The sequence below is a fragment of the Sphaerisporangium aureirubrum genome, assembly GCF_042658925.1.
In the GTDB taxonomy this organism is placed as follows: domain Bacteria; phylum Actinomycetota; class Actinomycetes; order Streptosporangiales; family Streptosporangiaceae; genus Sphaerisporangium; species Sphaerisporangium aureirubrum.
In genome coordinates, this window is sequence record NZ_JBHSRF010000018.1 from 1 (window position 1) to 26,317 (window position 26,317).

Below are 26,317 nucleotides of genomic sequence, written 5' to 3' on the forward strand. Positions count from 1 at the left end.
GCACCATGCGCATCTCCTCCCGCGCCAGCGGCAACCTCACCGAATGGCGCGACTGGACCACCCCCACCCTCACCGACACCAACCCCACCATCACACCGACGGTGACCCCGACCGTCACCCCCACGGTGACCCCGACCGTGACCCCGACCGTCACGCCTACCGTCACCCCGACGACCGGGCCCGGCGGATGCGCGGCGACGATCCAGACGGTGAACTCCTGGTCCGGCGGGTTCCAGTCCACCGTCACCGTCCGCGCCGGAACCAGCGCCATCAACGGCTGGACCGTGAACTGGACCTGGCCCGGATCCCAGACCATCACCCAGCTGTGGAACGGCGTCCGCTCCGGCTCCGGAGCCAACGTCAGCGTCCGCAACGAGACCTACAACGGCAGGCTCGCCGCCAACGGCACCACCACCTTCGGCTTCACCGGAGGCGGCACCGCGGCCACGCCCACGCTGAGCTGCACCGCGTCCTGACCCGATGACGGCGCGGCGACGCGCCGGTGATCGTCGGACGAGAAGCAGGGGCACCCTCGCACGCGAGCGGGGGTGCCTCCTCGCGTGCCGGGAGCCGCTCACGCGGCGCGTGATCGTCGTAGGCTCCATGGATGGCCGCCGAAGTGATCAGTCAGCTCGGCGTGGTGCGGTCCCTCCTGTCCCGCCACGGTCCCGCGCCTGTCGTCGCCGATTGGCAGCGGCTCGAACCCTGGACCGTCGCCCGGGTGCGGCTGGAAGGCGCCGGCCATCCGCGGCAGGTGATCGTCAAATGGGGACGGGACCACCCGGACCGCACGCGGACCCTGACGTGGCGGCTGCGCACCGAACTGGCCGCCCTGCGGTTCCTCTCCGACGACCTCGGCCTCCGGCTGGCCCCGCGGGTCGTCGCCGCCGATCCGGCGGCGGAGGTCATCGTGCTGGAGGACCTGTTCCCGCGTACGCCGCTGGACCAGTTGCTGCGGGCGGAGGGCGCCACCGCCCACGCGGAGCGGCTGGCCGCCTTCGCCGGCGCACGCGGCGAGCTCAACGCGGCCACCGCGGGGAGGGCCGCGGTCTACTACGCCCGCAGAGCGGCTCTCGGGCCGGTCGACGCGGCGGCCGACCGTACGGGGCGGTGGGTCGGGCTCCGCGCGGAGGGCATCGGGCAGGCCGCGGACTTCGGGGTGGCCGTCTCCGGGCCCGCCGAGAGTGAACTGGTCTCGGTGCTGGAGGAACTGGACGAACCGGGGCCGTTCCTGGCGTTCAGCAACGGTGATCCCGAGGCCAACAACGTCCTCGTGCACGCGTCGGGCGACCCGGACCCCCGCCTCATCGACTTCGAGTTCGCGGGCTACACCCACGCCCTGAGCGACGCCGTCTGCCTGCACGTCCCCGGCCCCGCGTGGCTCTCGATCGGGGACGCCGAGGCCGGCGGCCCGGCGGACGCCTACCGCCGGGCGCTGGCCCGGGGCGTTCCCGAGGCCGAGGACGACCGCCGGTACGGCTTCGGCCTGGCGGCGGCCTGTTTCTCCTACATGTTCGTCCGGCTGCAACGGCTCGGCGCGGTCGACGGACGCCCGCCGGGCGACCACAGCCGTCTCCAGCTCGTCGCCACCCTGGAGGCCGCCGCCCGCACCGCCGCCGCCCACGGCGCCCTGCCCCATCTCGCCGGATGGGCGCTGCGGACCAGCGGCCTGCTGCGCCGCCGGTGGCCCGACGCGGACCTGGACCTCACCGACCCGGCGTCGTTCCCCGCGTACTCGCCGCGCCTCCGCTGACCCCGGGCCGGGGTGGTCAGGCGGCCGGGAGGCGGAGGACGAACCTCGCCCCGCCGGCATGGGAGGGGTCCAGGACCAGGTCTCCGCCGTGGGCCAGGGCGATGCTGCGGCTCAGGGCCAGGCCGAGGCCGGCGCCGTCGCCGCGGTCGCGGGCGGTGTCCAGGCGGGCGAAGACGTCGAAGATGCTCTTCCAGTCGCGGACGGGGATGCCCGCCCCGTCGTCGGTCACGGCCACCTCGGCGTTCCCGCCGTCGCGCCGGAGCCACACCTCCACACTGCCGGCCGCGTGCCGCTGGGCGTTGTCCAGCAGGCTGTCCAGCGCCCGCTCGATCAGGTGGGGGACGATGTCGGCGGTCACCGCGGCGGTCAGGCGCAGCGTGACCGGTTTCTCGTCGCCGCGGCGGCCCACCACGTCCCCGACCAGCCCGGCCAGGTCCACGTGCCGCCGCTCCGTCGTGGCGCCGGCCTCCAGCCGGACCAGCAGCAGGAGGTCGGTGACGATGTCCTGGATCCGGTCGACGTCCCTGAGCGCGCGGTCCAGGAGTTCGGGCAGGCGTGTGAGCCCGGGATTCATCCGGGCCTCTTCGAGCTCGACGCGCAGCCCGGCCAGCGGGGTGCGGAGCTCGTGCCCGGCGTTCGCGGCGAACTGGCGTTGCTGGTCGCGCGCGCGGTCCATCTCGCGGCGCGTCCTCGTCAGCAGTCCGTGAACCCGATCCAGCTCGTACAGGCAATCCCGCAGATCGGTTGAGTGGTCCATATGGGGCTCCCCCAGAGCGTGCCCATACTACCAAGCTGACCGCGGGCGCTCCCTGCGGTCAGGATTTGTCAGGACATTCTGACGTCAGCTAACCTCTCCCCGTAGGCGGTCGGTCACGGAGCCGGGAGTACGCGATGAGCACTCGACTCGACATCGATCTTGATCGCTCCAGCCCGGTACCGCTCTATTTCCAGGTCGCCGAGCAGATCGCCGAGGCGATCAGGCGGGGGGACCTGGTGCCGGGGTCCCGGCTGGACAACGAGATCCTGCTGGCGGACCGGCTCGGGTTGTCGCGGCCCACCATCCGGCAGGCGATCCAGTATCTCGTGGACAAGGGCCTGCTGGTGCGCAAACGCGGCGTCGGCACGCAGGTGGTGCACGGGCAGGTCAAGCGGTCCGTCGAGCTGACCAGCCTCTACGACGACCTGCGGCGGGCGGGGCAGGAGCCGAGCACCCGGGTGCTGTCGCTGGAGCCCGTGGGCGCGGACGACGAGATCGCCGCGGTGCTGGGCGTCGCCGCCGGGACCCAGGTGGTCCGGCTGGAGCGGGTCCGGTACGCCGCCGGGGAGCCGCTGGCGCTGCTGCACAACTGGCTGCCCGCCGGGCTCGGGCCGCTCACCCCGCAGGCACTGGAGGAGCGCGGGCTCTACGAGCTGCTGCGCGGCGCCGGGGTGCGCATGCGCGTGGCCAACCAGCGCATCGGGGCCAAGGCCGCCACCCACACCGAGGCCCGCCTGCTGGACGAGCGCCGCGGCGCGCCGCTGCTCACCATGACCCGCACCACCTACGACGACCAGGGCCGGGCGGTGGAGCACGGCTCGCACGTGTACCGCGCCGCGCATTACTCCCTGGAGGTCACGCTCATCGAGCGCTGACCGGGCCAGCGGCGGGCTCGGGCCCGGTCACGCCGGGCACGGCCTCGCCCACCACCGGCGCGGCCTCACCATCGGCCTCCCCGGGAGTGTCCGCGCCGTCCTCGGGGTCGGCGACGGCGCGCGAGGCCCGGCGCTTGACGTACAGCGTGGTGCCGATGCCGAACAGCACGGCGACGACCAGCCCCACCCACGAGAAGCCCTTGAGCCACCGCTCGGCCACGATGCCGAGGTAGTAGATCACCGTGGTGGTGCCGCCCGCCCACACGATGCCGCCGAGCACGTTGGCCACCAGGAACCGCCAGTACGGCATGCGCAGCGCACCGGCGAGCGGCCCGGCCAGGATGCGCAGCAGCGCGATGAAGCGGCCGAAGAAGACCGCCCACATGCCCCATCGGTCGAAGGCCTGCTTGGCCTTGACCAGGTGAGAGGGCCCGAAATGCTTGGGGAACCGCCTGCCGAGCCGGTCGAACAGCGGCTGGCCCCCCTTGCGGCCGATGGCGTAGCCGATCGAGTCGCCGACGATCGCCCCCACGCTGGCGCAGACCCCCACCCACAGGGGGTTCACCGTGTGCTGCGCCGACAGCAGCGCCGCGCTGACCAGGACCACCTCGCCCGGCAAGGGGATGCCGAGGCTCTCCAGGCCGATGACCAGCCCGACGATCACATAGATCCAGGTCGGCTCGATGGCCTGTAGCCATTGGTCGACATGCATGACTCACACCCTATGCGGTGAGATGCGATGCGCTTCCGGCCGTTTCAAGAAATGATCTGACGGCCTCCTGCGCGGCCTCGCGCATCGCCACGTGCAGCCGTGCGTTCTCCGCGCGCTCGGTGCGCACCTCGACCACGCGCAGCCCCTCCCCCCTGATCGCCTTCGGCAGGTCGCCCGCCGAGGACAGCAGGGTGTGCGGGGTGCCGGTGGCCGCCGCCACGTAGGCGAGGTCCACGCCGTGCGGCGTGCCGAAGACCCGCTCGAACGGATCGGTGAGCCCGGCCTGCGGCAGCAGCGAGAAGATGCCGCCGCCGTCGTTGTTCACCACGACCAGGCACAGGTCGGGGCGGGGCTCGCGCGGGCCGAGGATCAGCCCGTTCTGGTCGTGCAGGAAGGTCAGGTCGCCGATCAGCGCGTAGGACGGGCCGTTGTGCGCGAGGGCGGCGCCGACGGCGGTGGACACCAGCCCGTCGATGCCGGACGCGCCCCGGTTGGCGAGCAGCCGCAGGCCGCGCCGGGGCCGCATCGCCTGGTCCAGGTCGCGGATCGGCATCGAGGACCCGCAGAACAGCAGAGAGTTGTTGGGCAGCACCTCGGCGAGGTCGCGGGCCAGGCGCGGCTCGCTGATGCCCGAGTCGTCCAGCACGGCGTCGACGGCCTCCCGCGCGGCGGCCTCCGCCGACCGCCAGGACCGCAGCCAGGTGTCGTCCCCGGCGGCGCCCGGGATCTCCACGGCCGCGGCGACCTGGGTGGCCGACCGGGTGGGGTCGGGCCAGCGCGCCAGGTCCGGGCTGACCACGACGTGCTCCGCGGCCCGCTTGAGCCAGCTCAGCAGCGGCCGGGACAGGCTCGGCCGGCCGAGCGTCACCACCACGTCGGGCACGTGGGCGTCGGCGAACTCGGGGGTGCCGAGCAGGAAGTGGTACGCCGAGACGGCGTGGTCGCCGTACCGGGCGCCCCCGGTGGGCTCCGACAGCACCGGCCAGCCCGCCATGCCCGCCGCGGCGACGTAACGCCGCACGTTGACGGCGCCGTCGCCGACGACCAGCACGCCACGCCGGGTGGGGGCGACGTGCAGGGCGGCGGAGGGCGGCGCCACCCGGGCGCGTACCCACGGCCCCGAGGGGGCGCCGGTGAGGGGCTCGCACCAGGAGTCGTCGCCGTCGGGGATCAGCGGCTCCCGGAAGGCGAGGTTGAGGTGGACGGGACCGGAGTCGCCGGGACCGAGCGCCCGCTGGTAGGCCCGGCAGACGAGCGAGCGCCAGTAGGCGACCTGGCCGGGACGCTCCTCGGGCGCGCCCACCTCGGCGAACCAGCGGACCGCCGAGCCGTACATCTTGATCTGGTCGACGGTCTGGCTGGCGCCGGTGTCGCGCAGCTCGGGCGGCCGGTCGGCGGTCAGCACCAGCAGCGGCACGCCGGACTCGTGGGCCTCGATCACCGCCGGGTGGAAGTTGGCGGCGGCGGTGCCCGACGTGCACACCAGCGCGACCGGGCGCTCGGAGCGGCGGGCCAGGCCGACGGCCAGATAGGAGGCCGACCGCTCGTCGACGCGCACGTGCAACCGGACCCGGGGGTCGGCGTGCGCGGCGATGGCCAGGGGCGCCGAGCGTGAACCGGGGGCCAGCACCACCTCGGTCAGACCGCAGCGCACCAGCTCGTCGATCAGCACGGCCGACAGTGCGGTCGCGGGGTTCACCTGCCCTCCTCGGGCGAGACCGCGCCGCGTCCCCGCGGGGGACGCGGGCGCGCGGGCACGGAAGAGGGACTCATCTACGGGCGGCGGGGGAATCTGGAGAAGTCGGGGCGCCGCTTCTCCTTGAACGCGTCACGGCCCTCCTGGGCCTCTTCGCTCATGTAGTACAGCAGCGTGGCGTCACCCGCGAACTGCTGCATGCCCGCGGCGCCGTCGCTGACGGCGTTGATGGCGCCCTTGAGCATGCGCAGCGCCAGCGGCGACTTGTCGAGCATCTCGCGGCACCACTGGACGGTCTCGGCCTCCAGCTCGGCCAGCGGGACGACCTTGTTGACCAGGCCCATGGCCTCGGCCTCGGCCGCGTTGTAGAAACGGCACAGGTACCAGATCTCGCGGGCCTTCTTCAGGCCGACGGTCTCGGCGAGCAGCCAGGCGCCGTACCCTCCGTCGAACGAGCCGACCTTGGGGCCCGTCTGGCCGAACATGGCGTTGTCGGCGGCGATGGTGAGGTCGCAGCAGACGTGCAGCACGTGGCCGCCGCCCACGGCGTACCCGGCGACCATCGCGACGACCGGCTTCGGCAGGCGGCGGATCTGGATCTGCAGGTCGAGCACGTTGAGACGGCCGATGCCGTCCGGGCCGACGTAGCCGTCGTCGCCGCGGATCTTCTGGTCGCCGCCGGAGCAGAACGCCTCGGTGCCCGCGCCGGTGAGAATGATCACACCGACGTCGCCGTCGTCGCGGGCGTTCTCGAAGGCCTCGCGCAGCTCGAACAGCGTGGTGGGCCGGAAGGCGTTGCGCCGCTCGGGACGGTTGATGGTGATCTTCGCGATGCCTTCGCCGGTCTCGTAGATGATGTCCTCGTAGTCACCGGACCGCTTCCAGTCGACAGTGCTCACGGTCACACTCGCTCCTCACTCACCTGCGCTCACCTGCGCGTCGCCCGGCCGGCGACTCGGGCGGGGGCGTGCATACGACGGGACTAACCTTACGACCGTGAGTGAGCGCCCTGTGCACGCGGTGGTTCGCCCTCCGGGTGACGCCCTCTTCGACCTGATCGGCCTGGCGCTCCGTGGCGACGGCCCCGCCGTGCTGCCCCTGGACCCCGAGCTGCCCGGCCCGGCGCTGCGCGCGGTCCTCGCCGCGCTGCGGCCCACCCACCTGGTGACCCCCGAGGGCACCCGGCCCCTTCCGGACGGCGTGCCCGCCGATCCCCGCACCGCGGTGATCATCGCGACCAGCGGCTCCACGGGGACACCCAAGGGGGTGGAGCTGACGGCCGAGGCGCTGATCGCCTCGGCCTCGGCCTCGCTGCGGCGGCTCGGCGCGGGGCCCGGCGAGCGCTGGCTGTGCTGCCTGCCGCCCTCCCACGTGTCGGGCCTGCAGGTGCTGGTCCGGTCGCTGTTGTCGGGGTCCAGGCCGCTGATCCACCCGCGCTTCTCCCCCGCCGAGGTGGCCGCGAGCGGCGCCGACCACGTGTCCCTGGTGCCGACGCAGCTCAGGCGCCTCATCGACCACGGCGCCCGCCTGTCGCGGTTCCGCACCGTCCTGCTCGGCGGCGCCGCCGCGCCTCCCGGTCTCGTCGCGGAGGCGGGTACCCGGGTCGTGACGACGTACGGCATGAGCGAGACCTGCGGCGGGTGCGTCTACGACGGCGTCCCGCTGGACGGGGTGGAGGTCACCGCCGGCGACGGCGGCCCCGGGGACGGCGAGGCGCGGGCCGCGGGCGGGCGGATCAGGATCCGCGGGCCCGTGCTGTTCTCCGGGTACCGGCTGCGGCCCGGCTCCGCCGCTTCGAACCTGGAGGGCGGCTGGTACGTCACATCTGATGTAGGCGAAATCCGGGAGGGACGGCTGCGCGTGCTGGGCCGCGCGGACGACGTGATCAACACCGGCGGGCGCAAGGTGGCGGCCGGGCCGGTGGCCGGGGTGCTCGCGGGGCACCCGGCGGTGCGCGACGCGGTCGTGATGGGCCGTCCCCACCCGGAGTGGGGAGAGGAGGTGGTCGCGGTGGTGGTACCCGCCGATCCGGGCGCGCCGCCGTCCCTGGGCGAGCTGCGCGCGGCGGTGAAGGAGACGCTGCCGGGGTACGCGGCGCCGCGGGCGCTGGAGGTGCTGGACCGGCTTCCGCTGCTCCCCAACGGCAAACATGATCTTGTCGCGATACGCCGCAATATTTTCGGCTTTGCTAGCAAGAAGGATGATTCTTGACCACAATGTCCGGTCAAGGGAACCAGAAGTCACATCCGGCGCGTCATACCGGCAGCCGGACCCAGGAAGGACGACGACTTGACTAAGCCGACCCGCAAGATGTGGATCTCCGCCGGTGTGGCCGGTGTGATCCTCGCTGGGGGCATCTCCGTCGCGGCCGCGGCCGCCTCGGGAGGGTTGGGCGCGGGAAGCCCGAGCGGCACCTCGACCGACGCTCCTGGTGAGGCTCCCGGGCAGATCCCCGGCCCGGCGGTCCCGCAGAACGCCGAACCCACCCGTTCCCCCGAGAAGTTCGTGGTCCGCGAGGACGTGAACCCCGACCCGAAGAAGGTCGCGGAGTTCTGGACCGAGAGGCGCATGGAGCAGGCCGAGCCGCTCCCCATCCCGGTCCTCACCCCGGACAAGCCCAAGAAGAAGGACTGACGCCCGGCCCCCGGCGCGGCAGCGCGCCGGCCGGCGGATCTTTCCAGGGAGGCGGGTCGCCGCGTGCGGCCCGCCTCTCGCCGTGCCGGGGCCCCCGCGCGCGGGACGGGGAGTGACACCAGGAAAGATGGGTAGCACAGGACGGCGGTGGTGATGGGGAGCCTCAGGCCCGCCGCGGGAACAAATGACGCTTCGTTGCGTTATTGATACTGGTGCGCCTGGATGCCGCGCCACCCCATCGAACGTAGCGACTCCGTGACGGAGGAGGTGTGCTCATGCCCCGAACAGCCGTGGCGACCTCGACTGAGCGCGAGGCCACCCCGACGATTGTCGCCCAGGTCATCGACCGCGGGCGCGCCCAAGGTCACCTTTCCCTCGCGGAACTTCGCGAGGCGTTCCACAGGGCGCGGATCACGCCTGCCAGAGGCCGGTCGATCCTGCGCGAGCTCACCGACGCCGGTGTGAGCCTGACCGCGGACGACAAGCCGTCCACGCGACCCGGAGCCCCGGCGAGGAAGACCCGTAAGAGCACCACTGTGAAGACTACCGTGAAGACCGCGATGACCCGCACCACGATCACGCCCGCCGACACGGCCGGCGAGACCGCCGAGGCGCGGACGGACGCCGGCGAGGAGACCCGCGTGCGGCGCACCGCCGCGCGGCGCACCCGCAAGGCCGCCGAGGCCGAGACCCCGGCGCCGCGCCCCGAGCCCGACGCCGAGGACGCCCTGGCCGAGCCGGACGAGGCGGAGCTGCAGAGCGAGACGTTCGACCTGGACGACCAGTCCTCGGTCATGGGCGACTCCGTGCACACATATCTCAAGTCGATCGGCCGCCGTACGCTGCTCACCGCGGCGGAGGAGGTCGAGCTGGCCAAGCGCATCGAGGCCGGCCTGTACGCCGAGCACAAGCTCGAGAACGAGATCCTCACCGGCGACGAGCGGACCGACCTCGAATGGGTCGCCGCCGACGGCCGGCGCGCCAAGGACCACATGCTGGAGGCCAACCTGCGGCTGGTCGTCTCGGTGGCCAAGAAGTACACCGACCGGGGTATGGCGCTGCTCGACGTGGTGCAGGAGGGCAACCTCGGGCTGATCCGCGCCGTGGAGAAGTTCGACTACTCCAAGGGCTACAAGTTCTCCACCTACGCCATGTGGTGGATCCGGCAGGCGATCCAGCGCGGCTTCGCCGACTCGGCCCGCACCATCCGGCTGCCGGTGCACGTGCTGGAGATGCTCTCCAAGCTGTCCCGCGTCGAGCGTGACATGCACCAGCGCCTCGGCCGCGAGCCCACCCCCGAGGAACTGGCCGTGGAGCTGGACAAGACCCCCGACCAGATCGAAGAGCTCCTGCGCACCAGCCGCCAGCCGATCAGCCTCAACGCCACCATCGGCGAAGACGGCGAGACCACCATCGGCGACCTCATCGAGGACGTGGACGCCCCCGAAGCCTCCGAAGTGGTGGACCGCCAGCTCCTGGGCGCCGAACTCCGCAGCGTCCTCGCGAACCTCACCCCTCGCGAAGCCAAGATCATGGCCCTCCGCTTCGGCTTGATCGACGGCAAGCCCCACACCCTGGACGAAATCGGCAAACACCTGGGCCTGACCCGCGAACGAATCCGCCAGCTGGAAAAGGAGTCCCTCTCCAAACTCCGCCACCCCAGCAACACCCGCCCCCTCCTGGACTGGGCCAGCTAACCCCCCACCAGCCAAGACCCACCGCGCCCGGCCGGACCCGTCCCGCGCCACCGCGGCAGACACGGGGCCACATCACCCCGGCCAGAGGGCCCTCGTCCCCGGCGCCGACGCGGCGGGATTCCCGTACGGCGAATCCGGCGCCGCCGTACGGCGGCCCACCAGGCACGGGGCCGCATCGTCCCCATGAGCGGGCCCTTTGCCGGCGCCGACGCGGCGGGATTCCCGTACGGCGAATCCGGCGCCGCCGTACGGCGGCCCACCAGGCACGGGGCCGCATCGTCCCCATGAGCGGGCCCTTTGCCGGCGCCGACGCGGCGGGATTCCCGTACGGCGAATCCGGCGCCGCCGTACGGCGGCCCACCAGGCACGGGGCCGCATCGCTCCCATGAGCGGGCCCTTTGCCGGCGCCGACGCGGCGGGGTCCCCGTACGGCGAATCCGGCGCCACCGTACGGCGGCGCATCGGGCACCTGCTCTGTCCGTCAGCATGACGGATGCCGGATCGACGGGGTTGATGTCGAGTGCGGTGCCGGGTAGCTGGAGGGAAGTGTCAGCCGGCGGCAGGGGTGGGGTGGGGGACTCGGGCGATGCCGGTGAGGCGGTGTTCCTCGCGGAGGGTGCGGAGGCGGTCGACCTCGGCGGTCCACATGGCGCCGCGGGGGGTGGCGACGCCCTTGCGGCGGCGGATGCGGTCGTCGTAGGCCTTGACGCCGAGGGCGGCGCGCTTGGCGGCTTCGGCGGCGCGGAGGGCCTCGGTGAGGGCGCGGTCGTAGGCCAGGCCGGCGGCGCGCAGTTCGGAGGGGTTGGTGGCGGTGGCCTGGGCCTGGCGCAGGGCGCGTTCAGCCTCGCGGGCCTTGTCCAGCAGGGCGGGGAGACCCTCGCCGACCTCGTGGTCGGCATGATGCCTGACCTCGGCCTCCCGGCTGACCCTCGGTCGGAAAAACGCCATCGCCCGCTCCTTTCCGGCATACCGCCGGTCGATCCGGCGTCGTCGATGGTGTTCAGCGTACGACTCCGCGAGGGCGGACCGGTACGCGGTCCCGGCTCCGGCCGATCGAGAGCCGATACGAGGGGCCGGCTCCGGCCGATCGCGAGGGCGTCCTTGACCTCGGCGCCGACACGGCGCGCCGCCCTTTACAAAGTAAGCCGACCTGTGGATCATCGGGGGCATGCCAGCCAAACGACCCCCGGTCCCGCTCTCCCGTGACCGCATCATCGAGGCCGCCCTGCACATCGCCGACGGCCAGGGCCTGCGCCGCCTGACCATGCGGCGCCTCGGCGACGCCCTCCAGGTGGAGGCGATGGCGATATATCACCACCTGCCCCGCGGCAAGGAAGCCCTCCTGGACGCCCTCGCCGAACACGTCACCACCGTCGCCGTCGACCCCGCCGGCCTGCGGACCTGGCAGGACGTTGCCGGCGCCTGGGCACACGCCGGCCGCGCCGCCCTGCTGGAGCACCCCGGCGTGCTCGCCCTCGCCCTGACCAAGCCTCCCCAGGGCACCGCGCTCCTGGCCATAAGGGAGCAGACCGAGCAGCTGGCCGCGTCGGGCCTGCGGGAACCGGGCCCGGCGGTGCGCACCCTGCGCGCGTACACGATGGGCAGCGTCGCGGTGGAGATCCAGCGCTCGGGCTGGGCGGCGCCGGCCGAGCCGGACGGCGAGCCGGACGCGGCCGCGGTGCCCCTCCCCCGGGCGGCGGCCCCCGAGTCCACGGACGCCGCCGTGGCCGCCTTCGACCGAGGCCTGCATGCGGTGCTCAAAGGCCTCGGGGAGCCGTAATTCATCGTTTATCTGTTCGGCGGCGAGTCGTGCTTGGACCGTTATATTCGGTGGGGCACGCTTGTGTCGCAGGTCACATGCCCAAACCAGGCCCCGAAGACCTACCCGGACCCCTGACTCACGACCGGAAACCGTCCTAACGGGCTATGTCGCGCGCGTGTGACCCGCAGCACACTTACTCTAGAAGATGTGCCTAGCGCACACGGCAACCAGACAGCGCTCGGCCCCGTCCTACGGGGGTCGGGGGAACGGGTAGGGGGCGGCCGCCTCATCTGCCCGAGGGATCCCGGCCGAGCACAACAGATCGAGAGAGAAATCCGGAGGCACACCCATGTGCCCGCATGAGCCGTCCTGTCCGAGCAGTGCAGCATCGGACCGCGAAGCCGCCCGCACAGTCGCGGCACACCCCGAGCAGGGGTGGAGCCTGTTGTGCAACGGCATCGTGCTTTTCGAGGACACCGGGGAGCTCCTGCCCGACGGTGCGGTAATCGCCCCGCACCGCCCCACCGACCTCGCCATCAGCGCCGCCTGAACGACCAAGCACCTTTCGGCATCGACTGATCCGCCGAACGGGGAATGCAGCCGACCGTCGCCTGCCCGGAAACGGGCGACAGGGGGCCACGCCGACCGGCGTGGCTGCGAAGATCGGCCGCGAACCGGCGAACGATTCAGTAAGTGCATGCCGAAATCGGGCGGCCGATGGCCATACCCTCCGGCTGACGGGGCGAACCAGCCGGTAGAGCACGGTGTCGATGGCTTCCTGCCGTGAACCCTGCGGCCGGAAGCTCGAACCGCCGACGGCGCTCCGAGGACAACGGCGACCGAATACCCCGCCGTTCCAAGATCTTCCACCGTGGAGCGACCGAAAACCCTTGCCGGCCACCGAACACCCTCCCGGCGAATCAACCGAACGTCGGACGTTCCCACAAGTGTAGCCCCACATTCCCTCCTTTCCCACTAGGCCACCCGGCGAAATCCGGGCGCGCCCCATGATCCGCGAGCGCGCGAGCGATCAGCCGCCCCGCGGACCACCCCACTCCCGGCCCCATGGCCCGGCACCCCGGCCCGGATGCGAATGACCGCACGACCAGCCGGCACACGCGCACAGGACGCGTCGCTCGGACACGGGTCACACCCCCGGCCTCCGCCCCGCCTCGGACGCACCGCAACAGGCACCCGCCTGAACGCGGAATCACGGCCGCCTGAACGCGGGATCACGGCGACGTCGAGAGGCCCCCGTACTCAGCGGAACATCGGGGCGAGCCAAGCCGCGACGACCTCGCCGACCCGGCCGGGGACCTTCTTCAGGTCGTGGTTCTCCCCCGGGATCACCACCACGCGGGAGGCGTCCGTCCCGGCCGGGACACCGAAGGGGTCGCGGTCGCCGCTCACGGCGAGGACGTCGACTCCGGCCTCGCGTAGTTCTCCGGCGCGGGAGCGGTCCGGCTTGCCCGGGGGGACCAGGGGGAAGGCCAGCGCCACCACGGCGCGCGCCCCCACCTCCCGTGCCGTGCGGCAGGCCACCCGGGCACCGTTGCTCCGGCCACCCTGCACCAGGGGAAGACCGGGGAAACCCGCACGTATCTCCTCCAGCACCGTGACCCACGCCTCGTCCTGCCGCGCCGGCGCCCCCGGCGCCCGCGCACCCGCCACCCGGAAGGGCTGCGTGACCCGGGCGACGGTCCCCCCGATCGCCCGCGCCGCATCCCGCACGGCCAGCAGATCAGGCGCCTCCACTCCCCCGGCCGACCCGTGCGTGAGCACCAGCAGAAACCGCGCGTCCGCCACCTCGTCGACCGCCACGATCGCCGGCCCCCGCCCGGTCATCACCCGCATGGCGCCACGCTAGCCGACCCCCCACCTCGCCTGGGACCCCATCCCCCGGGAGACGGCCGGCCGGCGGGGCGGACAGGGCCGCGCGTGACAACGGCTCCGGGATGCCGGGCGTCAGTAGGACATGGGATCGGGCCGTCGCGTTCTCGGGGCGTGTCGCCTCGTTTCAGTGCTCGCTGTTCTTTGCCCGGCTGTGGTGACGGCGGCGGTGCCGGCGCTGGGGAGCGCGCCGGACTGTGACGTGCCCAAGCCGCCGCCGGTGTGCCGGAAGAACGATCCGGGTGGGGAGCCCAGAGGGCGGGCGCCGGTCGGTGAGCTGGAGAGCGTGGTGAGCGTCGCCGGCGGGGTGCGGGTGCGTGGGTGGGTGATCGATCCGGACGGGACGGCGGCGGTCGGCGTACGGATCTCGGTGTCGGGGGTGGTGAAGAAGACCCTGACGGCCTCGGAGAACCGGCCCGACGTCGCGGCGGCGCATCCACGGCAGGGGGCCGATCACGGGTTCGACGTGCTGCTGGCGGCGATGAAGGGGCACCCGAGGATCTGCGTGCAGGCCGTCGACAAGGGACCACGGGAGCCGGTGACCCTCGGATGCCAGGTGCTGTCGGCGGGCCCGCCGGCGGCACCGGCGGGGCAGGCGACGCTGAGCGTCGCCACGCTGAACATCCTCGGCAACGACGACACGGCGCGGGCCGGCGGGCTTCCGGGATTCGACGTCCGGATCTCCCCGATGGCCGCCGCGCTGCGGGGGTTCGACGTGGTGGGACTGCAGGAGGTGGCGGACGCGAGCGAGGCGGAGCGGCTGGCGCACGCGGCCGGGTTCCCGTACCACACGGTGGGATCGGCCGCCGGCGTGCCCGACCAGGCGATCCTTTCGCGCCATCCGCTGTCGGACGTGCGGCGGCTCGAAGGGCCCAAGCCGGGGTGCGTGCTCGGGATCAACTGCGGGGGGCCGGTGTGGATCCTCGCCGCCACGGCGGACGTCCACGGGCAGCCGGTGCGGATCGTGAACACCCACCTGTCGGGGGACTATGCCCCGCAGAAGCTGGATCGGACCGCGTGGCGGGCGGCGCAGGCCAAATACGTGAAGGACGTGCTGGTCACGCCGTACCGGGGGCACGTGGTCGTGGTCGGGGACTTCAACGGGGACGACAGCCTGGTGATCGCCAAGGGCGGGCCCCTGCTGGACGCCGCGGACACCGCGCCGTCGGTGTTCCCGGGCCCGGACGGACAGCCGCACTGCGGGGACCGCATCGACCTGATCCTGCCGCGCCCGCCGATGAAGGCGCTGAGCTACGACGGGGTGTACGGCGGGCCGTACTGCCCGCCCGCCGGGATGTCCGACCACCCGCGGGTCGCGGCCGTGCTCACCCTTCCCAAGCTCGCCGCGCCGAAGCCGGTCAACCCTGAGGCGTTGTGCGCGCTGCGGCCGCGTATTCCCGCCTGCTTGCGCTGAGACATGTTCGGTACCGGGGGACGATGCCTCTAGTCCTCGGGGGGGATGCCGTGGGAAATGAATCTATGTCAGATTAGGACCGTGCCGGAGAATTCATCCCTGCCGCGCGACGAGCTTCGCGCCACTGTCGAGGCCCGCCGCGACCTCGGCCCCGAGTATGAGAGCGCGCTGGTCGAGTCGTTCCTCGAAAAGGTCGACGGCGCCATCCAAGCCAGGGTGCGTGCGGAGGTGGCGGCGCAGACGGGCCACGGGCCGCCACCGCCTGGGCCGCACGGCGTCCCCCAGTACGGGCCTCCACCGCAGAAGCAGAAGCAGCAGGGCGACGGCATGATCCCGATCGCGCTGGGCTCGCTCGGCATCGGCATCCCGCTGACCGCCATCGCCGCCACGCAGGCGGGGCCGGCGGGGCTGTTCCTCGCCTGGGCGGGCATCGTCGTCGTCAACATCGCCGCCGCGCTCGGCCGCCGCCGCAGCCGCTGACACCCGCCGCCGCGACCATCGGGGGTACGCGTAGCGGGTGCCGTCACGGGGACGTCCAGGCCGTGTGCCGGGACCCGCGCGAGCGGGCCGGCTACGCGTCGGGGGACTCGGGGCCGGGGGCCTCTCCGGGGTCGTCGCGGTGCAGGCGCAGCGCGACCTGTTCGGCCACGGCCGGGTCGGGGTGGTCGAGGCCGTAGGTCCAGGCCGCGTCCGCGTCGTCGTCCCGGCCGCGCAGCGGCAGGGTGCGGGCCAGCAGCTCGACGGCCAGGGCCACGCTGTCGGCGTCCTCGGCGGTCTCGGCCGCCGCGGCGAGCTCCGCGCAGGCCATGTCCAGGTGGGCGATGCCGAGCAGCACGCGCAGCCGGCCGGAGTCGGCGACCTGCGGCAGCTCCAGGGCCGTCAGCAACACGTCGGCGGCCTCCCCGGGCGCCCCCTCGGCGAGAAGGTACTCCGCGAGGTGCTGAGCCGCCCGGGATCCGATCTTCGGGTCGCCGGTGGCGAGGGCCGCCCGCAGCGCGGACTCGGCCTCGGCGTCCTCGCCCCGCCCGGCGGCGAGCCGGGCCAGCGCCATGTGCGCCGCCGGGAGGTACGCGGGTGTCCCGAGCCCGATCACGGCCTGCCACGCCGCACGGGCCTGGTCGGGCAGCAGATCGCGCTCGAACCCCCGGGCCAGGTGGCACGCCGCCTGGGCCGCGTACTCGGGATGCCCGGTGGCCAGGGCGGTCCGCGCCGCGGCCCGTGCCCCGGTGACGTCGCCCCGCTCCTCTAGCACCACGGCCAGACCCACCGCGGCCTGCGCACGGTCGGCCTCGTGGTCGTCGGCCACCAGCTCCGCGAAGATCTCGGCGGCACCGTCCAGGTCACCGCTCTCGGCCCGCCTGCGCGCGTCGTCGATCGGCCGCCCGGACTGCACCTCGCGCGCCGCCATGAGCGACCTCATCTCCGGATAGGGGCATCCACCGGCGCACGCCGCCGTGCCGCCACGCCGCGACCATTATGCCGATCCCGCCCGGGTTCCGAGGGTGATGCCCCGGTCTCCGTATGGCTCGTCACCGGGAAGTGACGACATGGCCTCCCTACCCGCCGGTCGCCACAGCACGCTCCGGAGTCCGCACAGCGCGGTGAGGTACGCTGTTGGCACCGAGGACACTTCGTGCGTTGGCATTCAGGTCGGCGTCGCCCGCGGCGATAAACGACTTCGGTCCCGACGAGGGGCCGGACAAGGCCAGGCGACCATGACGCCGACTCTCCTCTCCCAGCTCGGACCGCTGACCGCCGCCGCCGTCGAGCCGGTCGCGGACTTCCCGGTCCTGCTCGTCGTCAAGCCCGTGCCGGGCCCACGTACTGCTCTGTACGGAGCGTGGGTCCGCGCGTGACCACCTCGCACGTCGCCGGCGCCGGGCCGCTCATCCCCGCCGGTCACCGCGTGCACGCCGTGACCGGGGCGCATGACCCCGTGCTGCCTGCCGGCCGGATCGAGCGGTCCGGGACCGCCCCTTCTGGCGGCCGACCGATCTCCGGCCGGCAGGCGCCTAGTCTTGTCTCTGCTCCGATAGGAGACCCCATGACCGTCATCGACATCGCCCCGCCCAGCGGGATCAGTCAGCCGGCCCCCAACATCGTGCGCCTGACCGGTGAGATCGACATCTTCACCAGCGAGGCGCTGCGGCGCCGCCTGCTCGGCGCGCTACGTTCCACCGTCGGCTCGCTGGTGGTGGACCTGTCGGAGGTGTCGTTCTGCGACGCTTCCGGCCTGGCCGTCCTGGTCGGCGTCCAGCACCGCGCCCGGGCCCGGGGCGTCGCCTTCGCCCTGAGGTCGCCGCGCCCGCAGATGTCCCGCGTCCTGCGCATCACCGGACTCGACCGCAGCCTCCCGATCACGATCTGACCGCGGCCCGGCCCCGTGACGGGGACCGGGCCGGTTCACCGGGTCCGCCGGGACTAGTCCTCGTACGCCTCCAGCGGGGGGCAGGCGCAGACCAGGTTGCGGTCGCCGTAGGCCTGGTCGATGCGCCGGACCGGGCTCCAGTACTTGGCGTCGCGCAGCGAGAGGACTGGATAGGCCGCCTCCGCGCGGCTGTAGGGGTGCTCCCAGGCGTCGCCGAGCAGGGAGTCGGCGGTGTGGGGGGCGTTGCGCAGGGGGTTGTCGGTGCGGTCGTAGGCGCCCTCGGCGACCTTGGTGATCTCACCCCGGATGGCGATCATGGCGTCGCAGAAACGGTCCAACTCGGCGAGGTCCTCGCTCTCGGTGGGCTCGATCATCAGGGTGCCCGCCACGGGGAACGACATCGTGGGGGCGTGGAAGCCGTAGTCGATGAGGCGCTTGGCCACGTCGTCGACGGTGACGCCGGTCTCCTTGGTGATCTGGCGCAGGTCGACGATGCACTCGTGGGCCACCAGGCCCTCGCGGCCGGTGTACAGGACGGGGTAGTGCGGGGACAGGCGGCGGGCCAGGTAGTTGGCCGAGAGGATGGCCTGCTCGGTGGCCGCCTTCAGGCCGTCGGCGCCCATCATGCGGACGTACGCCCACGAGATGGGCAGGATGCTGGCGGAGCCGTACGGGGCGGCCGAGACGGGGCCGACGGCGCTCTCGGTCCCCGGGTGGCCGGGGAGGTACGGCGCGAGGTGCTCGCGGACGGCCACAGGGCCGACGCCGGGGCCGCCGCCGCCGTGCGGGATGCAGAAGGTCTTGTGGAGGTTCAGGTGGGAGACGTCCGCGCCGAACCAGCCGGGCTTGGCCAGGCCGACCAAGGCGTTGAGGTTGGCGCCGTCCACGTAGACCTGCCCGCCCGCCTGGTGGACCAGCTCGCAGATCTCGGTGATCGTCTCCTCGTACACGCCGTGCGTGGACGGGTAGGTCACCATGATCGCCGCGAGCCGTTCCCGGTGCTTGCCGATCTTGGCGACGAGGTCGGGCACGTCGACGTTGCCCTGGTCGTCGCAGGCCACCACGACGACCCGCATGCCCGCCATCACGGCGCTCGCGGCGTTGGTGCCGTGCGCCGAGGACGGGATCAGGCACACGTCCCGGCCCTCGTCGCCGTTGGCCTTGTGGTAGGCCCGGATGGCGAGCAGACCGGCGAACTCGCCCTGGGAGCCGGCGTTCGGCTGGAGCGACACCGCGGCGTACCCGGTGACCTCGGCCAGCCAGCGCTCGAGGTCGCCGATGAGCTCGAGGTAGCCCTTGGCCTGCGCGGCGGGCGCGTAGGGGTGGACGCCGGCGAACTCGGGCCAGGTGATGGGCTCCATCTCGGTGGTCGCGTTGAGCTTCATCGTGCAGGAGCCCAGCGGGATCATGGAGCGGTCGAGCGCGATGTCCTTGTCCTGGAGCCTGCGCAGGTAGCGCAGCATCGCCGTCTCGGAGCGGTGGGCGCCGAACACCGGGTGGGTGAGGTAGCCGGTGGTGCGCAGCAGGCCGGAGGGCAGGGCGTCGGCGGTGGCGGTGTCCAGGTCGTCCAGCACCGCGCCGTCGCACCCGAAGGCCTTCCACACCGCGCGCAGATGGTCGGCCGTGGTGGTCTCGTCGCAGGTGACGCCCACGTGGCCGGGGCCGTCCTGCCGCAGGTTGACCCCGAGGTCCGCGGCGGCCGCGACGATCTCGGCGGCCCGGCCGGGCACGTGGGCCCGCACGGTGTCGAAGAAGTCGTCGTGCACGATCTCGACCCCGCCGCCGCGCAGCCCGGCGGCCAGTACGGCGGCGTGGCGGTGGACGCGCTGGGCGATGCGCCGCAGCCCGTCGGGGCCGTGGTAGACGGCATACATGCCGGCGATCACGGCGAGCAGCACCTGGGCGGTGCAGATGTTGCTGGTGGCCTTCTCGCGGCGGATGTGCTGCTCACGGGTCTGCAGCGCCAGCCGGTAGGCGGGGTGGCCGTCGGCGTCCCGCGACACGCCGACCAGGCGGCCGGGGATCTGCCGCTGCAGGCCCTCGCGCACCGACATGTACGCGGCGTGCGGCCCGCCGAAGCCGAGGGGGACGCCGAAGCGCTGGGTGGACCCGACCGCGATGTCGGCGCCGAGGGCGCCGGGCGCCTCCAGCAGGGTGAGGGCCAGCAGGTCGGCGGCGGCCACCACCAGGGCGCCGCGCTCGCGGGCCTGCTCGGCGACCGCGCGGAAGTCTGCGGCCCTGCCGCTCGCGCCGGGGTACTGCACGAGCACGCCGAACAGCTCGCCCTCGGGCAGGCCGCCGGTGAGGTCGGCCTCGACCAGCTCGATGCCGAGCGGCTCGGCCCGGGTGGCCAGCACCGCCTTGGTCTGCGGCAGCGCGTCGGCGTCCACCACGAAGGTCGCGCCCGGGGCGCGCCCGGCCCTGCGGGCCAGGGTCATCGCCTCGGCGGCGGCCGTGGCCTCGTCCAGCAGCGAGGCACCGGCCACGTCCAGGCCGGTCAGGTCGGCGACCATGGTCTGGAAGTTGAGCAGCGCCTCGAGGCGGCCCTGCGAGATCTCGGGCTGGTACGGCGTGTACGCGGTGTACCAGCCGGGGTTCTCCAGCAGGTTGCGCCGGATCACCGCGGGGGTGACGGTGTCGTGGTAGCCGAGCCCGATCATCGAGGTGAGCACCTGGTTGCGCCCCGCCAGCCGCCGCAGCTCGGCGATGGCCTCGGTCTCGCTCGCCGCCGGGGGCAGGTCGAGGGGGGCCTCGGCGCGGATCGCGCCGGGCACCGCCAGCGCGATCAGGTCGGCGGTGGAGGCGTACCCGATGGCCTGGAGCATGCGGGCCTGCTCGTCGTCGGAGGGACCGACGTGCCGGGTCACGAACGGCGGTGCGGACAGGTCGCGGAGCGGGGACCGATCGGTCATGAGGCCCTCCTGGAAGTGGCTGGGAGCGGGCGCGCTGAATCGCCGGTTCTCCCCCTCTGTCAGCGCGACTTCCTCGTCACGACCTGAGAGCTTCACCCCCTGACGGGGGCTTGCACCGTCGGTGAGGCACGCCTGGCGGGCACGCCTACTTTCCAGAGTTGCCTCGCCCGCGCGGTACATGGGCCTGAGAGATTCCGGGGAGGTTGCTCCTTCGGCGCCCGGGTCACATGCCGGCGCCGCGTGGAGCACGGAACCGGCCCGCGCCCGGGACTCTCCCGCGCAGGGTCGAAAGCTTCACGCCAATGGTACCGTCCCGCCCCTTGTGAGGGGCTACCCCTACCCCACCCTCAGCCTGTGCGGCGCGCCCGTCTGCGCTGGGCCAGCTCGTCACCGGGGTGTTCGGCGAAAGGGTCCCGGTCGGCCGGCTCGGCACGCTCCCCCGGCAGTTCGGCGAGAGATCCCTCGACCTCGCGCCACACCCCGCCGAGGGCGATGCCGAACACGCCCTGCCCACCCTCCAGAAGATCGATCACCTCGTCGGCCGAGGTGCACTCGTAGACGCTGACCCCGTCGCTCATCAGGGTGATCTGCGCGAGGTCGTCGACGCCGCGCTGGCGCAGGTGCTGGACGGCGGTGCGTATCTGCTGCAGGGACACGCCGGTGTCGAGCAGGCGCTTGACGACCTTGAGCACCAGGATGTCGCGGAAGCTGTACAGCCGCTGCGAGCCCGAGCCCTGCGCGGGGCGCACGGACGGCTCGACGAGCTGGGTGCGCGCCCAGTAGTCCAGCTGCCGGTAGGTGATGCCGGCCGCCGAGCACGCCGTCGGGCCGCGGTAGCCCACGTCGGCGGGGAGCGACCCGGGCCGCTCGCCGAACAGCAGGCCCTGCTCGCCCGCGCGCTCACGTGCCGACTGACGCTGAGCCCGATCGCGCTGGCCGGCCGACTTGCCCTCGCCGCTGCTGACCGCCACTGCGGACCTCCGGCTTTCTCTCATCCCACGGTCTGATCTGGGGGTTCGTGAATTACAACCGTGGGTTCCCTTGCACCGTAGGACCGGCGGCATGCTCAGTCAACGATCCCGCTCGGCGCGTCGTGAAGCGTAAATGCCCGATATGACTAACCGGCGCGACCGAAGTCCTCCGGTGTGATCGTGTCCAGGAACTCGCGGAACTTCTCGACCTCGTCCTCCTGATCGTCGGGGATGATGACACCCGCCTCGCGGACCACGTCCTCGCTGGCGAAGATGCCCGCGCCGGTCCGCAGGGCCAGCGCGATCGAGTCCGACGGCCGCGCGCTGACCTCGACGCCGTTGGAGAACACCAGGTCGGCGAAGAAGATCCCGTCGCGCAGCGCGACGATGTTGACCGTCTGCAGCCGGACGCCGAGCGCCTCGATCACGTCCTTGAACAGGTCATGCGTGAGCGGCCGCGGCGGCGGCTCCTCGGCCTGTGCGAGAGCGATGGCCGTGGCCTCGGTCATCCCTATCCAGATCGGCAGATAACGCTCGCCCTTCGCCTCCTTGAGCAGGACGATGGGCTGGTTGGAGGGCATCTCCACCCGGACCCCCACGACCTCCATCTGCAACACAGGCGGCTCCGTCTCGTTGGTCGCCGGCCCGCTTCAGGCCTGCTCCCTCGCGGCTCACGGCTCGCGGCGTGACCATCGCCGCAAACCTCAACGTAACATCCTCGCACCCCGAAATGTCCGGGTGCCTCGGTCAACGGCCCAGAATGCCGCGCAGGGCGCCTCTCACCAGGGCGGCGTGCAGTTCCAGCAGCCGGCCGGACAGCTCGTGGGCGGCCTCCTCGGCCTGGCCGGCGGCGCCCGGGGCGCGGCGGCGCAGCAGGGGCGCCACGGCCTGCTCGACCAGGCCCGCCTCACGCTCGGCGGCGGCCTTGAGCACGCGCAGGTGGCGGGGGTGCAGCCCGAAGGCCGCCAGGGCGCCGCAGGCCCTGGCCACGGCGAGGGCCTCGGCGTCGTACCTGCGGGCCACCGGGGCCAGCAGGCCGTAGTCCTCGAGCTCGGCGAGGGTCTCCTCGTCCAGCCCGGCCACCTCGCACAGCTCGGCGCGGCCGAGCCGGACCTCGGGCGCCGCGGACTCCAGGGAGCGGGGCCCGGTGCCCTCGTCGCCCGCGGTGTCCAGGTGGTCCTTGATCACGCGCAGCGGGAGGTAGCGGTCCCGCTGGGCGGTGAGGATGAAGCGCAGGCGCTCCACGTCGGCGTGGGTGAACTTGCGGTACCCGGAGGGGGCGCGCTGGGGCTCGATCAGCCCCTCCCCCTCCAGGAAGCGGATCTTGGAGACGGTGATGTCGGGAAAGTCGGCGCGCAGGAGCTCGAGGACCTCCCCGATGCTCATGAACGCCCTGGCGGCCTGCGCGCCCATCACCGCCCCCGCTCACCCACGTGTGAGGAACACCAGCCGGAACTTGCCGATCTGGACCTCGTCGCCGCCGGTCAGCGGGTACTCCTCGATCCGCTCGCGGTTGACGTAGGTGCCGTTCAGGCTGCCGACGTCGCGGGCGGTGAAATGGCCGCCCCGGCGGTAGAACTCGGCGTGGCGCCGTGACACGGTGACGTCGTCCAGGAAGATGTCGCTCTCGGGGTGACGGCCCGCCGTGGTGAGGTCGCTGTCGAGCAGGAACCGGCTCCCGGCGTTCGGGCCGCGCATCACCACCAGCAGGGCGGTGCCCGGCGGCAGCTGATCCACCGCCGCCCGGTCCGGCAGGAGCGTCTGTCCTGTGGCCTCGCCGTCCATCGCCTCGATCCCGCTCAGGGAGATCGTGGAGGTGGTGTCCCCGGGCGTGTTCTCGGCACGGCTCAGCGGCGACCCGCACCGAGAGCAGAAACGGGCGTCGTCAGGGTTGGCATGACCGCACTGCGTGCAGTAGACGCTCGGCATCGGATCGGCTCGGCCTCCTACCGCGAAGTCGCGGCGACGGTGCTCAGTGCGGCGTGCCTCGGTGCTTCGCTTCTCAAGATTGCTTCAGTCTGCGAATGCCGCAACCTACGCTGATTGAGTCGCAAAGGTCAAGATGAGGTCAGGCTCGCGGGACGGGACATGCTGCTGGTCGGGCTCGTTCGAGTCATCGCTGACGGGGGCTCGCGTGATGGTGAACGGCGCTCGCCCCTCGCCCCTTCCGACTCGGCTCGCCGCGCCGGTCCAAAGCTACCGCCCGCCGCGCCCTCCGGTCCATGCGGCGCGCCGTTCGAATGCGCCAGAAATCAGGTCGTTTGCGGCGTAACGGGCGATTCCTTGGGGGTCAGGGGCCGACCGCCTGTTCCACCACACGCGCCCAGCGTTCCAGCAGGCTCTGCGCGACGTCGATGTCGTCGGCCTCGGCCCACAGGTGGGTCACCGCCTCGGCCGGGTCGGGCAGGATGAGCGCCCACCCGCCGTCCTCCTCGACCACCCGGACGCCGTCGGTGGTGTCCAGATGGTAGCCGTCGGCGGCCTCCACCACCGACCGCATCACGGCGCCTTTGGCGGCCCACGGCGTCGGGACGGTGCGCTTGAGCATCTTGGCGCGCGGGATGCGGGCGTCGATCTGGCTCAGCGACAGGCGGGTGCGTGCCACCAGGCCGAGCAGGCGCAGGAACGAGGCCAGGCCGTCCACGGTGGCCGCGAACTCCGGCACGATGAACCCGCCCCTGCCGTCCGCCGCGAAGATCAGGTCAGGGTCGCCCGCCGCCGAGGTGAGGGCGTCCAGCGCGGTGGGGGTCCACTGCACCTGCGCGCCGTGGAAGCGGCAGACCTGCTCCGCAACCCGGGTGGTAGTCACCGGCAGCGCCACCCGCCCGCCGCGGCGCTCGGCCGCCACCAGGTCCAGCACCACCAGCAGCGCCCGCTCCTCGCTGATCAGCTGCCCCATCTCGTCCACCAGGGAGATGCGCTCCCCCACGGTGTCGAAACGCACCCCGAACGCGGCCCTGGACGACCCCACGAGCTCCGCCAGCCGCTGCAGGTCCCTGCGACGCTCGGCGAGCGTCTCGGTCGGCGAGGAGTCGTCCAGGCGGTTGTTGACGGTGAGCACGTCCACGCCCACCCGCCCGAGCAGGGAGGGCAGCACCAGGGACGAGGTGCCCCCGGCGCAGTCGATCACGACCTTCATCTCGGCGTCCCGCACGCCGGACATGTCGATGCAGCGCAGCAGCTCGCGGGTGTAGTCCTCCACCGCCCTGGCGGGGAAGCTCAGCTCGGCGATCTCGCCGGGGAAGGCCCGCCGGAACTCCTGCCGGGAGAACACCCGCTCCAGCTTGCGCTGGGCGCCCTGGGACAGGTCGGCGCCGTTGTGGTCCATGAAGATGATGTCGACGCTCTGCGGGTCGCCCGGCGTGGTGCGCAGCGCGATGCCGCCCGAGGCGGTGCCGTTGGCGGTGTGGAAGCGGGCCACCGGCAGCGCGGCGGCCTCGAGGTCCAGCACGTTGACGGCGCTGGCGTTCAGCGCGCTGATCACCGCCCGCTTGAACGCCCGCGCCGCGCGGGAGGAGTCGCGCGAGGTGATGACCGACTCCCCCTTCTTCAGCGTGGTGGCGTACGCGCTGGCCAGCCGCACGCACAGCTCCGGGGTGATCTCGACGTTGACCAGGCCGGACACCCCGCGCGGGCCGAACAGGCTGCGCTGGCCGCGCGACTCCCAGATGACGCTGGTGTTGACGACCGCCCCGGCCTCGATGGTCTTGAACGGGTAGATCTTCACGCCGGAGGAGACGTAGGCCTCGGCCTCGATCACGCACTCGTCGCCGACGATCGCGTTCTCCTCGATCCGGGCGCCGGTCATGATGTCGGTGTTCTTGCCCACCACGCAGCCGCGCAGGTTGGCGCTCGGGCCGATGTACACGTTGTCGTGCACCACGGCCCGGTGCAGGAAGGCCCCCTCCTTGACCACCACGTTGTCGCCGAGCACGGTGTACTCGCGCAGCTCGGCGCCGGCCTCCACCTTGGCGTAGCCGCCGATGTACAGCGGGCCCTTCAGGATGGCCTCGGGGTCCACCGAGGCGCCCTCGGCCACCCACACGCCCGGGGACAGCTCGAAGCCGTCGGGGTCCAGGCGCACCCGGCCCGACAGGGCGTCGGCCTGGGCCTTGAGGTAGCTCTCGTGGGTGCCGACGTCCTCCCAGTAGCCGGAGGCGACGTAGCCGTACAGCGGCGCGCCGCGCGCAAGGAGCTTGGGGAACACGTCGCCCGACCAGTCGACGGGCACGCCGGGCGCCACCTCGTCCAGGACCTCGGGCTCCATGATGTAGACGCCGGTGTTGACGGTGTCGGAGAACACCTGGCCCCAGGTGGGCTTCTCCAGGAAGCGCTGCACCCGGCCGTGGTCGTCCACGATGATGATGCCGAACTCCAGGGGGTTCGGCACCCGCTTGAGCCCGATGGTGACCAGGGCGTGGTTCTCCTCGTGGAACCTGATCATGTCGGTCAGGTCGATGTCGGTCAGCGCGTCGCCGGAGATGACCAGGAAACGCTCGTCGCGCAGCTTGTCGGCGGCGTTCTTGACGCTGCCGGCGGTGCCGAGGGGGACCTCCTCGGTGGCGTAGTGCAGGCTCATGCCGAGCTCGTCGCCGTCGCCGAAGTAGTTGCGCACCAGCGCGGCGAGGAACTGCACGGTCACCACGGTCTCGGTGAACCCGTGCCGTTTCAGCAGGCGCAGCACATGCTCCATGATGGGCCGGTTGACCACGGGAAGCAGGGGTTTGGGCTGGTTGGCGGTCATCGGCCGCAGCCGAGTGCCCTCACCGCCCGCCATCACGACGGCCTTCACTGATCACCCTCCGGATGTCGTGTCACGGTGGGCACCCGATCGCGCGGCTGGGCATCACCGAAGGGGACTCGCCGGGGCGGGCCC

The 26,317-nt window shown here is 72.6% G+C and carries 25 protein-coding genes and 2 riboswitches; of the genes, 12 read left to right on the plus strand and 13 right to left on the minus strand.

Annotation, left to right across the window (positions count from 1 at the left end; all coding sequences use genetic code 11):
* Nucleotides 1-476, plus strand: a 476-nt coding sequence (locus ACFP1K_RS15230; protein ID WP_380752698.1) for a cellulose binding domain-containing protein, incomplete at its 5' end; no start/stop codon positions are given.
* A gap of 131 nt (nucleotides 477-607) precedes the next feature.
* Nucleotides 608-1,753 carry a hypothetical protein gene (locus ACFP1K_RS15235; RefSeq protein ID WP_380752703.1) on the plus strand — a complete coding sequence of 382 codons (1,146 nt, stop codon included), beginning with the start codon at nucleotides 608-610 and terminating at the stop codon, nucleotides 1,751-1,753.
* A 16-nt stretch (nucleotides 1,754-1,769) separates the two neighbouring features.
* Here the strand turns inward: ACFP1K_RS15235 and ACFP1K_RS15240 are convergent, their stop codons facing one another.
* Nucleotides 1,770-2,510, minus strand: coding sequence for a sensor histidine kinase (locus ACFP1K_RS15240; protein WP_380752706.1), 741 nt, complete (start codon nucleotides 2,508-2,510; stop codon nucleotides 1,770-1,772).
* A gap of 134 nt (nucleotides 2,511-2,644) precedes the next feature.
* Here ACFP1K_RS15240 and ACFP1K_RS15245 point away from each other — a divergent pair, with 134 nt between their 5' ends.
* On the plus strand, nucleotides 2,645-3,385 hold the full coding sequence (locus tag ACFP1K_RS15245; protein WP_380752709.1) for a GntR family transcriptional regulator: 741 nt from the start codon (nucleotides 2,645-2,647) through the stop codon (nucleotides 3,383-3,385).
* Here the strand turns inward: ACFP1K_RS15245 and ACFP1K_RS15250 are convergent.
* From ACFP1K_RS15250 to menB, 3 genes are all read right to left on the minus strand, one after another.
* Nucleotides 3,372-4,097: a DedA family protein gene (locus ACFP1K_RS15250; RefSeq protein WP_380752712.1), complete on the minus strand. Its 726-nt coding sequence runs from the start codon at nucleotides 4,095-4,097 to the stop codon at nucleotides 3,372-3,374. The two genes, ACFP1K_RS15245 and ACFP1K_RS15250, sit on opposite strands and share 14 nt — an antisense overlap.
* A 10-nt stretch (nucleotides 4,098-4,107) precedes the next feature.
* Complete coding sequence (gene menD, locus ACFP1K_RS15255; RefSeq protein ID WP_380752715.1) at nucleotides 4,108-5,796, minus strand: 2-succinyl-5-enolpyruvyl-6-hydroxy-3-cyclohexene-1-carboxylic-acid synthase; 1,689 nt, start codon at nucleotides 5,794-5,796, stop codon at nucleotides 4,108-4,110.
* A 74-nt stretch (nucleotides 5,797-5,870) separates the two neighbouring features.
* Nucleotides 5,871-6,692, minus strand: coding sequence for a 1,4-dihydroxy-2-naphthoyl-CoA synthase (menB, locus tag ACFP1K_RS15260; RefSeq protein ID WP_380753049.1), 822 nt, complete (start codon nucleotides 6,690-6,692; stop codon nucleotides 5,871-5,873).
* Between the two features lie 97 nt (nucleotides 6,693-6,789).
* Between menB and ACFP1K_RS15265 the strand changes: the two genes are divergently transcribed.
* The 3 genes from ACFP1K_RS15265 (at nucleotide 6,790) to ACFP1K_RS15275 (ending at nucleotide 10,124) form a co-directional block, all read left to right on the plus strand.
* The gene (locus ACFP1K_RS15265; RefSeq protein WP_380752718.1) at nucleotides 6,790-8,004 is read left to right on the plus strand and encodes an AMP-binding protein; all 1,215 of its coding nucleotides are present in this window, start codon (nucleotides 6,790-6,792) and stop codon (nucleotides 8,002-8,004) included.
* Between the two features lie 78 nt (nucleotides 8,005-8,082).
* On the plus strand, nucleotides 8,083-8,427 hold the full coding sequence (locus ACFP1K_RS15270) for a hypothetical protein (RefSeq protein WP_380752721.1): 345 nt from the start codon (nucleotides 8,083-8,085) through the stop codon (nucleotides 8,425-8,427).
* A 275-nt stretch (nucleotides 8,428-8,702) separates the two neighbouring features.
* A complete protein-coding gene (locus ACFP1K_RS15275; protein ID WP_380752724.1) occupies nucleotides 8,703-10,124 on the plus strand; it encodes an RNA polymerase sigma factor in 1,422 nt (473 codons plus the stop codon).
* Nucleotides 10,125-10,673: 549 nt separating this feature from the next.
* Here ACFP1K_RS15275 and ACFP1K_RS15280 read toward each other — a convergent pair.
* Nucleotides 10,674-11,072, minus strand: a complete 399-nt coding sequence (locus ACFP1K_RS15280; protein WP_380752727.1) for a hypothetical protein — start codon at nucleotides 11,070-11,072, stop codon at nucleotides 10,674-10,676.
* 220 nt (nucleotides 11,073-11,292) lie between these two features.
* On the opposite strand from ACFP1K_RS15280, the gene ACFP1K_RS15285 reads away from it, so the two are divergent.
* Nucleotides 11,293-11,904, plus strand: a complete 612-nt coding sequence (locus ACFP1K_RS15285; protein ID WP_380752730.1) for a TetR family transcriptional regulator — start codon at nucleotides 11,293-11,295, stop codon at nucleotides 11,902-11,904.
* 331 nt (nucleotides 11,905-12,235) lie between these two features.
* Nucleotides 12,236-12,436, plus strand: coding sequence for a DUF5999 family protein (locus tag ACFP1K_RS15290; protein WP_380752733.1), 201 nt, complete (start codon nucleotides 12,236-12,238; stop codon nucleotides 12,434-12,436).
* A gap of 710 nt (nucleotides 12,437-13,146) precedes the next feature.
* On the opposite strand, the gene ACFP1K_RS15295 is transcribed toward ACFP1K_RS15290, so the two are convergent.
* Nucleotides 13,147-13,740: an alpha/beta hydrolase family protein gene (locus ACFP1K_RS15295; protein ID WP_380752736.1), complete on the minus strand. Its 594-nt coding sequence runs from the start codon at nucleotides 13,738-13,740 to the stop codon at nucleotides 13,147-13,149.
* A gap of 166 nt (nucleotides 13,741-13,906) precedes the next feature.
* Here ACFP1K_RS15295 and ACFP1K_RS15300 point away from each other — a divergent pair, with 166 nt between their 5' ends.
* Both ACFP1K_RS15300 and ACFP1K_RS15305 read left to right on the plus strand, forming a co-directional pair.
* A complete protein-coding gene (locus ACFP1K_RS15300) occupies nucleotides 13,907-15,190 on the plus strand; it encodes an endonuclease/exonuclease/phosphatase family protein (protein ID WP_380752739.1) in 1,284 nt (427 codons plus the stop codon).
* A gap of 81 nt (nucleotides 15,191-15,271) precedes the next feature.
* Nucleotides 15,272-15,670: a hypothetical protein gene (locus ACFP1K_RS15305; RefSeq protein ID WP_380752742.1), complete on the plus strand. Its 399-nt coding sequence runs from the start codon at nucleotides 15,272-15,274 to the stop codon at nucleotides 15,668-15,670.
* Between the two features lie 91 nt (nucleotides 15,671-15,761).
* On the opposite strand, the gene ACFP1K_RS15310 is transcribed toward ACFP1K_RS15305, so the two are convergent.
* A complete protein-coding gene (locus ACFP1K_RS15310) occupies nucleotides 15,762-16,598 on the minus strand; it encodes a tetratricopeptide repeat protein (RefSeq protein ID WP_380752745.1) in 837 nt (278 codons plus the stop codon).
* Nucleotides 16,599-16,905: 307 nt separating this feature from the next.
* Here ACFP1K_RS15310 and ACFP1K_RS15315 point away from each other — a divergent pair, with 307 nt between their 5' ends.
* Nucleotides 16,906-17,046, plus strand: coding sequence for a hypothetical protein (locus tag ACFP1K_RS15315; protein WP_380752748.1), 141 nt, complete (start codon nucleotides 16,906-16,908; stop codon nucleotides 17,044-17,046).
* A 188-nt stretch (nucleotides 17,047-17,234) separates the two neighbouring features.
* A complete protein-coding gene (locus tag ACFP1K_RS15320) occupies nucleotides 17,235-17,558 on the plus strand; it encodes an STAS domain-containing protein (protein WP_380752751.1) in 324 nt (107 codons plus the stop codon).
* A 53-nt stretch (nucleotides 17,559-17,611) separates the two neighbouring features.
* Here the strand turns inward: ACFP1K_RS15320 and gcvP are convergent, their stop codons facing one another.
* The 6 genes from gcvP to ACFP1K_RS15350 form a co-directional block, all read right to left on the minus strand.
* The gene (gcvP, locus tag ACFP1K_RS15325; protein WP_380752754.1) at nucleotides 17,612-20,470 is read right to left on the minus strand and encodes an aminomethyl-transferring glycine dehydrogenase; all 2,859 of its coding nucleotides are present in this window, start codon (nucleotides 20,468-20,470) and stop codon (nucleotides 17,612-17,614) included.
* Nucleotides 20,471-20,516: 46 nt separating this feature from the next.
* Nucleotides 20,517-20,632, minus strand: a riboswitch (glycine riboswitch).
* A riboswitch (glycine riboswitch) is annotated at nucleotides 20,633-20,758 on the minus strand. It lies immediately after the preceding riboswitch.
* A 59-nt stretch (nucleotides 20,759-20,817) separates the two neighbouring features.
* Nucleotides 20,818-21,441, minus strand: coding sequence for a MerR family transcriptional regulator (locus ACFP1K_RS15330; protein WP_380752757.1), 624 nt, complete (start codon nucleotides 21,439-21,441; stop codon nucleotides 20,818-20,820).
* Nucleotides 21,442-21,587: 146 nt separating this feature from the next.
* Nucleotides 21,588-22,058 (minus strand): bifunctional nuclease family protein, encoded by a 471-nt coding sequence (locus tag ACFP1K_RS15335; protein WP_347634304.1) that lies wholly within the window; start codon nucleotides 22,056-22,058, stop codon nucleotides 21,588-21,590.
* Between the two features lie 130 nt (nucleotides 22,059-22,188).
* Entirely contained in the window at nucleotides 22,189-22,854 is a 666-nt protein-coding gene (gene ftsR, locus ACFP1K_RS15340) for a transcriptional regulator FtsR (RefSeq protein ID WP_380752761.1), read from the minus strand.
* Between the two features lie 12 nt (nucleotides 22,855-22,866).
* The gene (locus tag ACFP1K_RS15345) at nucleotides 22,867-23,370 is read right to left on the minus strand and encodes an FHA domain-containing protein (RefSeq protein ID WP_380752764.1); all 504 of its coding nucleotides are present in this window, start codon (nucleotides 23,368-23,370) and stop codon (nucleotides 22,867-22,869) included.
* 361 nt (nucleotides 23,371-23,731) lie between these two features.
* Nucleotides 23,732-26,233 (minus strand): sugar phosphate nucleotidyltransferase, encoded by a 2,502-nt coding sequence (locus tag ACFP1K_RS15350; RefSeq protein ID WP_380752767.1) that lies wholly within the window; start codon nucleotides 26,231-26,233, stop codon nucleotides 23,732-23,734.
* Nucleotides 26,234-26,317 lie beyond the last annotated feature (84 nt).

Coding starts and splice junctions, on each gene's coding strand:
- ACFP1K_RS15235 (WP_380752703.1), top strand. CDS start 608: ATGGCCGCCGAAGTGATCAGTCAGCTCGGCGTGGTGCGGTCCCTCCTG.
- ACFP1K_RS15240 (WP_380752706.1), bottom strand. CDS start 2,510: ATGGACCACTCAACCGATCTGCGGGATTGCCTGTACGAGCTGGATCGG.
- ACFP1K_RS15245 (WP_380752709.1), top strand. CDS start 2,645: ATGAGCACTCGACTCGACATCGATCTTGATCGCTCCAGCCCGGTACCG.
- ACFP1K_RS15250 (WP_380752712.1), bottom strand. CDS start 4,097: ATGCATGTCGACCAATGGCTACAGGCCATCGAGCCGACCTGGATCTAT.
- ACFP1K_RS15275 (WP_380752724.1), top strand. CDS start 8,703: ATGCCCCGAACAGCCGTGGCGACCTCGACTGAGCGCGAGGCCACCCCG.
- ACFP1K_RS15280 (WP_380752727.1), bottom strand. CDS start 11,072: ATGGCGTTTTTCCGACCGAGGGTCAGCCGGGAGGCCGAGGTCAGGCAT.
- ACFP1K_RS15285 (WP_380752730.1), top strand. CDS start 11,293: ATGCCAGCCAAACGACCCCCGGTCCCGCTCTCCCGTGACCGCATCATC.
- ACFP1K_RS15290 (WP_380752733.1), top strand. CDS start 12,236: ATGTGCCCGCATGAGCCGTCCTGTCCGAGCAGTGCAGCATCGGACCGC.
- ACFP1K_RS15295 (WP_380752736.1), bottom strand. CDS start 13,740: ATGCGGGTGATGACCGGGCGGGGGCCGGCGATCGTGGCGGTCGACGAG.
- ACFP1K_RS15310 (WP_380752745.1), bottom strand. CDS start 16,598: ATGGCGGCGCGCGAGGTGCAGTCCGGGCGGCCGATCGACGACGCGCGC.
- ACFP1K_RS15315 (WP_380752748.1), top strand. CDS start 16,906: ATGACGCCGACTCTCCTCTCCCAGCTCGGACCGCTGACCGCCGCCGCC.
- ACFP1K_RS15320 (WP_380752751.1), top strand. CDS start 17,235: ATGACCGTCATCGACATCGCCCCGCCCAGCGGGATCAGTCAGCCGGCC.
- gcvP (WP_380752754.1), bottom strand. CDS start 20,470: ATGACCGATCGGTCCCCGCTCCGCGACCTGTCCGCACCGCCGTTCGTG.
- ftsR (WP_380752761.1), bottom strand. CDS start 22,854: ATGGGCGCGCAGGCCGCCAGGGCGTTCATGAGCATCGGGGAGGTCCTC.
- ACFP1K_RS15345 (WP_380752764.1), bottom strand. CDS start 23,370: ATGCCGAGCGTCTACTGCACGCAGTGCGGTCATGCCAACCCTGACGAC.